The 11,502-nt window shown below is 65.0% G+C and carries 6 protein-coding genes; 5 read left to right on the top strand and 1 reads right to left on the bottom strand.

Going from position 1 to position 11,502, the window contains the following annotated elements:
• Positions 1-8 precede the first annotated feature (8 nt).
• Together BS38_RS0111930 and BS38_RS0111925 are read left to right on the top strand one after the other, a co-directional pair.
• Positions 9-473, top strand: coding sequence for a ribonuclease domain-containing protein (locus BS38_RS0111930; RefSeq protein ID WP_028271016.1), 465 nt, complete (start codon positions 9-11; stop codon positions 471-473).
• 8 nt (positions 474-481) lie between these two features.
• On the top strand, positions 482-838 hold the full coding sequence (locus tag BS38_RS0111925) for a barstar family protein (protein ID WP_028271015.1): 357 nt from the start codon (positions 482-484) through the stop codon (positions 836-838).
• Between the two features lie 126 nt (positions 839-964).
• Here BS38_RS0111925 and glgP read toward each other — a convergent pair whose 3' ends face one another.
• Complete coding sequence (gene glgP, locus BS38_RS0111920; RefSeq protein WP_197024938.1) at positions 965-3,583, bottom strand: alpha-glucan family phosphorylase; 2,619 nt, start codon at positions 3,581-3,583, stop codon at positions 965-967.
• 131 nt (positions 3,584-3,714) lie between these two features.
• Between glgP and BS38_RS0111915 the strand changes: the two genes are divergently transcribed.
• The 3 genes from BS38_RS0111915 to BS38_RS0111905 are packed head-to-tail and all read left to right on the top strand — an operon-like array spanning position 3,715 to position 11,259.
• Positions 3,715-5,787 (top strand): alpha-1,4-glucan--maltose-1-phosphate maltosyltransferase, encoded by a 2,073-nt coding sequence (locus tag BS38_RS0111915; RefSeq protein ID WP_051628869.1) that lies wholly within the window; start codon positions 3,715-3,717, stop codon positions 5,785-5,787.
• A 5-nt stretch (positions 5,788-5,792) separates the two neighbouring features.
• Positions 5,793-7,589: a maltose alpha-D-glucosyltransferase gene (gene treS / locus BS38_RS0111910; RefSeq protein WP_028271012.1), complete on the top strand. Its 1,797-nt coding sequence runs from the start codon at positions 5,793-5,795 to the stop codon at positions 7,587-7,589.
• A gap of 1 nt (position 7,590) precedes the next feature.
• Positions 7,591-11,259, top strand: coding sequence for a 1,4-alpha-glucan branching enzyme (locus BS38_RS0111905; RefSeq protein WP_028271011.1), 3,669 nt, complete (start codon positions 7,591-7,593; stop codon positions 11,257-11,259).
• Positions 11,260-11,502 lie beyond the last annotated feature (243 nt).

The following is an 11,502-nucleotide window of genomic DNA, read 5'->3' as shown; positions in this document are numbered from 1 at the left end:
GGGACGTCATGAGGGGGATCGGGAGGCTCCTGGCGCTGGCCGCGGTCCTGGTGCTGGTGGTCGGCCTGGGCATGGTGCTGTCCAGCACGCAGGAGGGCCTGGTCAGCCCGCCCGTTCCCGCGGGCTCGACGGCGGCCTCCGCGCCCGGGCGTTCGACGGCGGCGTCCGCGCCCGCCGTCGACGGTTCCGGCCTGGAAGCCGTGCCGGCGTCCAGCCTGCCGCCGGAGGCGCGGGAGACGCTGGCCCTGATTGCCCGCGGCGGGCCGTACCCGTATTCGCGTGACGGCGCGGTCTTCAGCAACTTTGAGCGACTGCTGCCCCGGAAACCGGGCGGCTACTACAAAGAATTCACGGTCAGGACCCCCGGCGAATCGGACCGGGGCGCCCGCCGGATCGTGGTGGGTGAAAGCGGCGATAAGTACTACACGCCGGACCACTACGAATCTTTTTTTCATATTCTGGAAGGCAAATAGAGGCACGAATGAAGATTTACTCCGCTGATACCTGGACCATTGATGAGCTCCGCGACCAGGCGTCCGACGCCGGCCGCCGGGTCCTGGTGATCCCCGCCGCCGATACCAAGAAAGCAGTGCTGCAGACGTTCGGGGAAATCCTGGATTTCCCGGAACACTACGGAGTCAACCTTGATGCACTCAACGATTCGCTGCACGACTTCGCGGACACGGTCACGGACGATGGCAAGGAGCCGCTGACGTTCATCTGGCAGGTGCCCGCCGTCTTCCGCTCGGACCGGTCGTTCGGCATCATCTGCGAAATCCTGCAGGACGCGGAGAGCTATGCGGGCAAGAGCCTGTCCGTGATCACCGTCTGCCTCTAACCGGATAACCGGACCCTCTCTCACTTCCCGTCGCGAAAAACCGGACCCTCTCTCACCTTTCGCTTTTAAAGACGTAACGCTCCCTCACTGTGAACTGAGTGAGGGAGCGTTACGGTCGACGGCGGATCAGGCGTTGACGATGAGTCCAAGTTCCGCCCGCGACGCGAGGGCCGGATGCTTGGGCAGGACGCGCACCGTGTAGCCGAAGGACCCTGACCGGTCGATCAGCAGCGAACCGCTGAAGAGGAAGCGCCCCTTGCCGAGGTCCTCCTTGGGCACCAGGTCCGCCACCGTGACGTCGGCCAGTTCGTCGCTTTCCTCGGCGCGGCCGAATGCAACCTCCACGGCGACGTCGTCCGGATCAAGGTTGTGAAGCGCGATGTAGGCGTTCACCTGCAGGGTGTCGCCGATCTGCGGGTCCTCGGACACGCCAACCGAGTCGACGTGCTCCACCTGGATCTGGGGCCACGCGGCACGGATCTGTGACGTCCAGGCCGCCAGGGACTTCGACTGGGCGAAATTGTCCGCGACGGCCCGGCGCCCGGCGATCGCCGCGGGACGGTACAGGATGTTCACGTAGTCGTGGAGCATCCGCTCGGCGGAGACCGCCGGGCCCAGGTGCGCCATGGTGTGCTTGATCATCGATACCCAGTGCGTCGGCACCTTCTGCGGTCCGGGTTCCGAAGGCCCTGCCGCTCCGGCACCGTCGGACACGGTGAGTCCGTAAAACCGCGGAGCCACCTGCGTTTCGAGCAGCTCGTACAGGGCCGCCGCTTCGATGTCATCCCGTTCCTCGGGCGACGCGTTGTTGTTGGCCGTGGGGATGGCCCAGCCGTTTTCGCCGTCGTACATCTCATCCCACCAGCCGTCCAGCACCGAAAGGTTCAGCGAACCGTTGATGGCAGCCTTCATGCCGGAGGTGCCGCAGGCTTCCAGCGGGCGCAGCGGATTGTTCAGCCACACGTCGCAGCCGGGGAAGAGCGTGCGCGCCATGGCGATGTCGTAGTTGGGCAGGAACGCGATCCGGTGGCGCACCTCGGGATCGTCGGTGAACCGGACCAGGTCCTGGATCATCTTCTTGCCGGCATCGTCCGCGGGGTGGGACTTGCCGGCAATCACGAGCTGGATCGGGTGTGTCTCGTGCAGCAGCAGGGCCTTGAGCCGGGCGGGTTCCCGGAGCATCAAGGTAAGCCGCTTGTACGTGGGCACACGCCGGGCGAAGCCGATGGTGAGGACGTCCGGGTCCAGCACGGAGTCGGTCCAACCGAGCTCGGCGTCTGCCGCCCCGCGCTTCTTCCACGCCGCGCGAAGGCGCTTGCGGACGTCCTCCACGAGCGAGACCCGCATTTCCCGGCGGAGCGCCCAGACGTCCTCGTCGCTGACGTTGTAGGCGAGGTCCCAGCGGCCCGTGGCTTCCGCCTCGGCACCGAACTGGTCACGGGCCAGCTTGGAGACACGGCTGTCCACCCAGGTGGGGACGTGCACTCCGTTGGTCACGGAGGTGATGGGAACTTCCGAGTGGTCGAATCCCGGCCAGAGGGCCGAGAACATCCCGCGGGACACCACGCCGTGGAGCTTCGCCACACCGTTGGCCCGCTGTGCCAGCCGCAACCCCATCACGGCCATGTTGAACACTGCGGGATTGCCGTCTGCAAAGTTCTCGCGGCCCAGGTCCAGGATCCGGGACACCGGAACGTCGGGAGCGAGTCCGGCCTCGAAGAAGTGCTGGATCTGGGACACCTCGAACCGGTCGATGCCTGCCGGGACCGGAGTGTGCGTCGTGAAGACCGTGGAGGCACGGCCCGCCGCGAGGGCTTCCTCCCAGGTCAGCGGGCTGTCCGACGACATTAGTTCCTGGATGCGCTCAACGCCGAGGAAACCGGCGTGGCCCTCGTTGGTGTGGAACACCTCCGGTGCCGCGCACCCCGTCAGGTGCTGGTAAACGCGCAGCGCCTTCACTCCGCCCATGCCCAGCAGCAGTTCCTGCTGGAGGCGGTGGTCACCGCCGCCGCCATAGAGCCGGTCGGTGATGCTGCGGGCGGCGTCGTCGTTGCCCGGCACGTTTGAATCGAGCAGCAACAGCGGGACACGCCCGACGTCGGCACGCCAGATGTGTGCCAGCAGCCGGCGGCCGTGGGGGAGCGGCAGCGAGATCTGGATGGGTTTGCCGTTGCCGTCGGGGGCGTCCTCCCGGAGGAGTGTCAGCGGGAGGCCGTCCGGGTCGAGGACCGGGTACGTTTCCTGCTGCCACGCGTCCCTGGACAGGGACTGCTTGAAATAGCCTGCCTGGTAAAGCAGGCCGACGCCGATGAGCGGCACGCCGAGGTCCGATGCAGCCTTAAGGTGGTCGCCCGCCAGAATTCCCAGGCCACCGGAATATTGCGGCAAAACTTCGGTGATTCCGAATTCCGGTGAGAAGTAGGCGATACAGGACGGGGCATCATCACCCAGGCCCTGGTACCAGCGGGGCTGGTCCAGGTAACGGTCCAGGTCTTCAGCGGCAGCGTGCACGCGCCGGACGACGTCCTGGTCCGCGGCCAGCCGCTGCAGCTCCTCGCGGCTCACCAAGCCGAGGAAACTTACGGGATCATGGGCGCTCTCGTCCCAAATTGCGGGGTTCAGTCCCTCAAAAAGCTCCCTGGTGGGGCGGTGCCACGACCACCGCAGGTTAGTGGCCAATCGGGCCAGCGGCCGGATAGATTCCGGAAGTACGGTTCGGACAGTAAATCTGCGGATAGCCTTCACCTGCGTCACACTAACGGACAAGATGGGCCGCAGGAACAGGTTTTGGTTTCTTTTAGGTAAATGACGGATTGCTCGGAGAAAAACGGAAGTTCCCTTAGCAAAACGGGGGATTTCTCGATAACGTCGAGTTTGTGACGACTAATACGCGAACCAGTGCCGGATCCAGCAAAAAGCCTAAGGCCCTGATCACGGAAGGCCTGCGTTTTGGCCGGTTCCCGATCACTGCCGTGCAGCCCGTCGTGGACGGAGGGACGTTTCCGGCGAAGGCGCTGCCGGGTGAAGGGCTCGTCGTAGGAGCGACCGTATTCCGCGAAGGACACGACCAGCTCGGCGTCAGCGCGGTGCTGTTCGATCCGAAGGGCAAGGAACGCCAGCGTGTCAGGCTGGCCCCGCCGCGCGGTGACCGCGGAAAGGGCACGGACCGCTGGGAGGGCATCATTACGCCTGCCGCCACGGGCAACTGGTCGTTTGCCATTGAAGCCTGGCATGACCGGTACGGGACCTGGCACCACAACGCCGAGGTCAAGGTCGAGGCGGGCATCGACGTCGAACTGATGCTGGCCGAAGGCGCGGCACTGCTGTCCCAGGCCGCGGAAGACCCGGCCCGCCCCTCCGCCGACAGGCGGACGCTCCGGACCGCCGTCGTCGTCCTGTCCGACACCTCGCTGTCCCCTGAGGAGCGGCTCGCCGCCGGGTTCGGAACAGAGGTGACGGACGTCGTCGCCCGCCAGCCCATCCGTGAACTCGTCACGGTTTCGGAGCGTTTCCCCCTCTTGGTGGAACGCGATCTGGCCGGCCGCGGGGCCTGGTACGAATTCTTCCCCCGTTCGGAGGGAGCCGTCCGCAACCACGCAACCGGCGAGTGGCAGTCCGGCACCTTCCAGACGGCAGCCAAGCGGCTCGACGCCGTCGCTGAAATGGGCTTCGACGTCATCTACATGCCGCCCATCCACCCGATCGGCATCCAGCACCGCAAGGGGCCCAACAACACGCTTATTGCCGGACCGCACGATCCCGGCTCCCCCTGGGCCATCGGTGCCAAGGAGGGCGGACATGACGCCATCCATCCGGACCTCGGCACGTTCGAGGACTTCGACGCGTTCGTGGCCCGGGCCCGGGAGCTCGGCCTTGAGGTTGCCCTGGACCTGGCGCTTCAGGCGGCTCCGGACCACCCCTGGGTGACGTCGAACCCGGAATGGTTCACGACACGCGTGGACGGCAGCATTGCCTACGCGGAGAACCCGCCGAAGAAATACCAGGACATCTTCCCGCTGAACTTCGACAACGATCCCGAAGGCCTGTCCAAGGAAATCCTCCGGATCGTGCTGCTCTGGGTCAGCCATGGCGTCAAGATCTTCCGCGTGGACAACCCGCACACCAAGCCGGTGTGGTTCTGGGAGTGGCTGATCGCCAAGGTCAACAAGAAGCACCCCGACGTCGTTTTCCTCGCCGAGGCTTTCACCCGCCCGGCCATGATGCACGCCCTGGGACGTGCCGGTTTCCAGCAGTCCTACACGTACTTCACCTGGCGGAACACCAAGAAGGAACTGGAGGAGTACTTCACCGAGGTCAGCCAGAAGTCCCCGGCCTATTTCCGTCCGAACTTCTTCGTGAACACCCCGGACATCCTTACCGAGTACCTTCAGTTCGGCGGTCCGGCCGCCTTCAAGATCCGTGCCGCGCTCGCAGCGACAGCCAGCCCGCTGTGGGGCGTCTATGCCGGCTACGAACTCTACGAACATGTGGCCCGGCCCGGCGCCGAGGAATACATCGACAACGAAAAATTCGAATACAAGGCACGGGACTGGGACGCCGCTGCCGAATCCGGCCGGACCCTCGCCCCGTACCTGACGAGGCTCAATGAAATCCGCCACACCCACCCGGCGCTGGGGGACTTGCAGAACCTGACGCTGCACCACAGCACCGACGACGCCACGATTGTCTACTCAAAGCACAAGACGCTGCCGGACGGCACCAAGGACACCCTGATCATCGTGGTGAACGTGGATCCGCACAGCACCCGCGAGAGCACCGTCTCCCTGGATCTGGCGGCACTCGAACTCGACCCGGCGGACCTGACGCACAACGGCGGCTTCAGGGTGGATGATTTGCTGACCGGCGAGAGCTGGGAATGGGGCGAATACAACTACGTGCGGCTTGATGCCCACGTGGAGCCGGCACACATCCTGAACATCCGGAGGTAGCATACGTGAGTTTCAGTCCGCAGAACCCGAGCCAGCATTTCACCCCCAAGGGCACATTCGAACTCAACGCCCCCGGTCTGCAACACGATCCCCTGTGGTACCGCAAAGCAGTGTTCTACGAAGTCCTGGTCCGCGGCTTTGCTGACGGAAACGGTGACGGTTCCGGCGACTTCCACGGGCTCATCGAGAAACTGGACTACCTCCAGTGGCTCGGCGTCGACTGCCTGTGGCTGCCGCCGTTCTTCCAGTCTCCGCTCCGCGACGGCGGCTATGACATCTCGGACTACAACTCGGTCCTGGACGAATTCGGCACCATCAGCGACTTCAAGCGGCTGGTTGCCGAAGCCCACGCCCGCGGCGTCCGTGTGATCATCGACCTGCCGCTGAACCACACGTCGGACCAGCACCCGTGGTTCCAGGAGTCCCGCAAGGACCCCGACGGGCCCTTCGGTGACTTCTATGTCTGGAGCGACACGGACGAGAAGTACCAGGATGCCCGCATCATCTTCGTGGACACGGAGGAATCCAACTGGACCTTCGATCCCATCCGGCGGCAGTTCTTCTGGCACCGGTTCTTCAGCCACCAGCCTGACCTGAACTTTGAGAACCCCAAGGTCATCGACGCCCTTTTCGACGTCGTCCGGTTCTGGCTGGACCAGGGCATTGACGGCTTCCGCGCGGACGCTATCCCGTACCTCTTCGAGGAAGAGGGGACCAACTGCGAAAACCTGCCCGCCACTCACGATTTCCTGCGGGCACTGCGGAAAATGGTGGACGAGAACTACCCCGGCAGGGTCATCATCGCCGAGGCCAACCAGCCGCCGGTCGAGGTGGTGGAGTACTTCGGGACCGAAGAGGAACCCGAATGCCACATGGCCTTCCACTTCCCCATCATGCCGCGGCTCTACTACGCGCTGCGGGACCAGAAAGCGGCACCCATCATCGAGACGATGAAGGAAACGCCGGACATTCCGGAGGGCGCCCAGTGGGGCACGTTCCTGCGGAACCACGACGAGCTCACCCTGGAAATGGTCACCGCCGACGAACGCGCGGCCATGCTGGGCTGGTATGCGCCGGACCCCCGCATGCGCGCCAACATCGGTATCCGCCGCCGGCTGGCACCGCTGCTGGACAACTCCCGGTCCGAGATCGAGCTGATCAACGCTCTGCTGCTTTCGCTTCCGGGCAGCCCCTTCCTGTACTACGGGGATGAAATCGGCATGGGCGACAACATCTGGCTCGAAGACCGCGACGCCGTCCGCACACCCATGCAGTGGAACCCGGACCGCAACGCGGGCTTCTCGCACGCTGATCCGGGCAAGCTGTACCTGCCGGTCATCCAGTCGCTCGTGTACAACTACGGCATGGCCAATGTGGAAGCGGAGGCCGCGCATTCCGGGTCGCTGCTGAGATGGACCCGGCAGATCCTTAGCGTCCGGAAGAACCATCCCGCGTTCGGGCTGGGTGCCTTCAAGCATGTCGAAGCAGATCACGACGTCGTCCTGGCCTACCTGCGGGAACTGGCCCCTGACAACGCGGCGGGCGAGGACGCCGAGTCGATACTGTGCGCCTTCAACCTGTCGCAGCACCCCGTGGCCACCACATTGCGGATTCCGCAGTATGCCGGCCGCGGCCTCCGCGACGTTTTCGGTGGCCAGCCGTTCCCGGCCATCGGCGACGACGGCCGGCTCACGCTGACGCTGGGAAGCCACGATTTCTTCTGGCTGCGGATTCGCTCGGCCGCCTCCAACCCGGCGTCGCCGTTTACCCAGGCCCTACCGGTCCTGTCCATCGAAGGCTGAAATGACCCAATCCACGCTCAACCCCTCCCTCTCTGAACTGCTCCGGGCCTGGCTCCCGCGCCAGCGCTGGTTCCCTGTCAAGACAGGCGACTTCACGCTGTCTCCTGTCGGCGGCGTGCGCTTGGACGATGGCAGCGGCGAGGTGGGCATTGAGGTGTTCCTCGCGGCGGTCACCTATCCCACGGCCGACGGCGGCAGCCGCACCGACGTCGTGCAGGTCCCGCTCAGCCACCGGATTGAGCCACTGCCGGGCAAGGAAGCGGCCCTGGTCGGCGAGGGCGGCGACGCCCGCGGGCGCCGGTGGATCTACGATGGCGTCCATGACCCCGTATTCGTGTCGGCCTGGCTGGAATTGATGCGGAGCGGCGGCACTTCGGCGGAAGGAAACGCCGTGGGCCACCTGGTGCCTTCCGACTATCCGCTGCCGACGGCCACCGGGACCGTCAAGGTCCTCTCCGGTGAGCAGTCAAACAGTTCGGTGATAGTGGACGACGGCGGCTCTGCGGCGATCGTCAAGTTCTTCCGTGTGCTGTCCGAAGGACGTAACCCGGAAGTGGAAATCGGCGCTGCCCTGACGCAGGCAAGGACGTCGGAGGTTCCGGCCACGCTCGGCTGGGTCACGGGGGAGTGGCAAGCTCCGCTGGGCGGCGGCGACGATAGGCCGCGGACCGTTCAAGGCGAACTCGCCGTCGCGCATGAGTTCCTGGCCGGCGGCCGCGACGCCTGGCGGCTGGCCGTTGACGCCGCAAGTTCCGGCACGGACTTCTCCGCCGAAGCACATGCCCTCGGCGTGGCGACTGCAACAGTGCACCGGCGGCTGGCCGAGGCGCTCGGCCTTGCGTCGGAATCCGCGCCGGGGAAGGACATCGCCCCCGGAGTAGCCCAGCGCGTCCGGCAGTCCTGGGCGGAAGCAGGCCCCGCCGTCGGGCAGTATGACGACGCCCTGGCCGGCCTGCTCGATCAGCTTGAAGGCAGCAACGCCGGCGCACTGCAGCGGATCCACGGCGACCTCCACCTGGGACAGATCCTGCAGGTGCCGGGGCGCCCGGGGGAGCACGAACGCTGGGCCATCCTGGACTTCGAGGGCGAACCCCTGAGGCCCATCGCGGAACGCAACTTTCCGGACGTGCCGCTGCGCGACGTCGTCGGCATGCTGCGGTCCTTCGACTACGCCGCCGGTGCCGCCGAACGCGAGCGGGAAGGCGTCCACGTCCCCGCCTCGTGGGTGGACGACTGCGCCGAAGCGTTCCTGGCCGGGTACGGCGAAATTACGCCCGGGACCATTGACCGCGGCTCGCCCTTGTTTGTGGCATTGTGGCTGGACAAGGCGTTGTATGAAGTTGTCTATGAGTTGCGCAACAGGCCCGGATGGCTGGACATTCCGGTAAATGCTTCACGGCGTCTCCTCAGCAGTACAGGCTCCGGCGCTTCAGCCGCAGCCGCAGCGGAAGGTAACAAAATGACAGGCTCAGCACGTACAGATCGGCCCGCGCCTCTTCAAGTGGACCCGGAGACGCTTTCGAAGGTGGCATCAGGCGAATATCACGCCCCGCACTCCGTCCTGGGCGCACACCTTGACGACCACGGCCATGTCACCGTCCGCACCGTCAAGCACCTTGCATCGGCTGTGTCGGTTGTGACCGCCGCGGGCTCGGTGCCCATGACGCACGAATCCAACGGTGTGTGGGCCGTCGTGCTCGACCCCCTTCAGCCGGGCCATGTTCCCGACTATCGTCTGGAAGTCACCTACGAGGGAGTGGCCCCGCAGGCGACGGACGATCCGTACCACTACCTGCCCACAGTCGGGGAGGTGGACCTGCACCTGATCGGCGAAGGCCGCCACGAGAAACTGTGGGAAGTGCTGGGCGCGCACGTCCAGCATTACAAGTCTGCACTTGGCGACGTGGACGGCGTCTCGTTCGCGGTGTGGGCGCCCAATGCACAGGCTGTCAGGGTCAAGGGCGACTTCAACGCGTGGGACGGCCGGGAGAACTCAATGCGTTCGCTGGGCTCGTCGGGGGTTTGGGAACTCTTCATCCCGGGCGTTTTAGCAGGGGCGTGCTACAAGTTTGAAATCAAGACCAAAGCTGGCCACTGGGTGGAGAAAGCCGATCCCCTGGCATTCGGAACCGAAGTACCGCCGCTCACCGCATCACGGGTGGTTGAGTCGGCCTACGCCTTCAAAGACGAGGAGTGGATGACAGCCCGCGCCGAGCGGGATCCGCACAATTCGCCCATGAGCGTCTACGAGGTCCACCTTGGCTCCTGGCGCCTCGGACTCGGCTACCGCGAGCTGGCCAAGGAACTGGTGGAGTACGTCAAGTGGCTCGGTTTCACCCACGTGGAGTTCATGCCAGTGGCCGAACACCCCTTCGGCGGGTCATGGGGCTACCAGGTCACGTCCTACTTCGCGCCCACGTCAAGGTTCGGCCACCCGGACGAATTCAGGTTCCTCGTGGATGCGCTGCACCAGGCAGGCATCGGCGTCCTGCTGGACTGGGTGCCGGCGCACTTCCCCAAGGATGCCTGGGCCCTTGCCCAGTTCGACGGCGAGGCCCTGTACGAGCACGCAGACCCGAACCTCGGCGAGCACCCGGACTGGGGCACGCTGATCTTCGACTTCGGCCGGACGGAAGTCCGCAACTTCCTGGTCTCCAACGCCCTCTACTGGCTCGACGAATTCCACATCGACGGCCTCCGGGTGGATGCTGTGGCGTCGATGTTGTACCTCGACTACTCCCGTGAAGAAGGGCAGTGGCAGCCCAACAGGTATGGCGGCCGCGAGAACCTTGAAGCGATCTCCTTCCTGCAGGAGGCCAACGCCACGGTGTACAAGACCCACCCGGGTGCGGTGATGATCGCGGAGGAATCAACGGCATTCCCCGGGGTGACAGCCCCGACGAGTGTTGGCGGCTTGGGCTTCGGCCTGAAATGGAACATGGGCTGGATGCATGACTCGCTCAAGTACGCCTCCGAGGACCCGGTAAACCGCAAGTGGCACCACGGAACCGTCACGTTCTCGATGGTCTACGCCTTTACGGAGAACTTCCTCCTGCCCATCAGCCACGACGAAGTTGTGCACGGCAAGGGCTCCATGCTCCGGAAGATGCCCGGTGACCGCTGGCAGCAGCTGGCCAACCTCCGCGCATTCCTCGCGTACCAGTGGGCCCACCCCGGCAAGCAGCTGATCTTCATGGGTACCGAATTCGGCCAGGAAGCTGAATGGTCCGAACAGCACGGCCTGGACTGGTACCTGGCTGAAATCCCCGCGCACCGCGGCGTCCAGCTGCTCACCAAGGAACTGAACGAGCTCTACGCGTCGACCCCCGCACTCTATGAGCGGGACAACGAACCCGGCGGATTCCAGTGGATCAACGGCGGCGACGCCGACCGCAACGTCCTGTCGTTCATCCGGTGGGATAAGGACGGCAACCCGCTGGTATGCGCCATCAACTTCTCCGGCGGCCCGCACCAGGGATACACCCTCGGGGTTCCTGTGGCCGGCGCCTGGCAGGAGGTCCTCAACACTGACGACTCCAGCTACGGCGGGTCCGGTGTCCTGAACCAGGGTGCGCTCGCCGCCACGACCGAGGGGCAGGACGGCCAACCGGCGACGTTGACCGTCACGCTGCCTCCGTTGGGTGCCGCTTTCTTCAAGCCAGCCAGCTAGCGCCGGCGGCAGGTGTTTCGAAAAAGCCCCGGATCCTTGGGATCCGGGGCTTTTTCGGCCCTCATTTAGGGCCGCTTTGTATCCTCGCAAAAGTGGTGGTAGAGTTTATTTCCGCGCTGCTCCCCGGAGTTGGCCAGCAAAGACTACACGGAATGCCACAGGCAAAGTGAGTCGGGATGGCCGATTTGACTCGGGTGAAGCAAGCGGGTAAGTTTGGAAAGTTGCTCCGGAGCGATCCGCGAC

Origin of the sequence: Arthrobacter sp. UNC362MFTsu5.1 (genome assembly GCF_000685965.1) — a bacterium.
In the GTDB taxonomy this organism is placed as follows: Bacteria; Actinomycetota; Actinomycetes; order Actinomycetales; family Micrococcaceae; genus Arthrobacter.
This window is presented reverse-complemented; position numbering and strand designations above follow the sequence as displayed.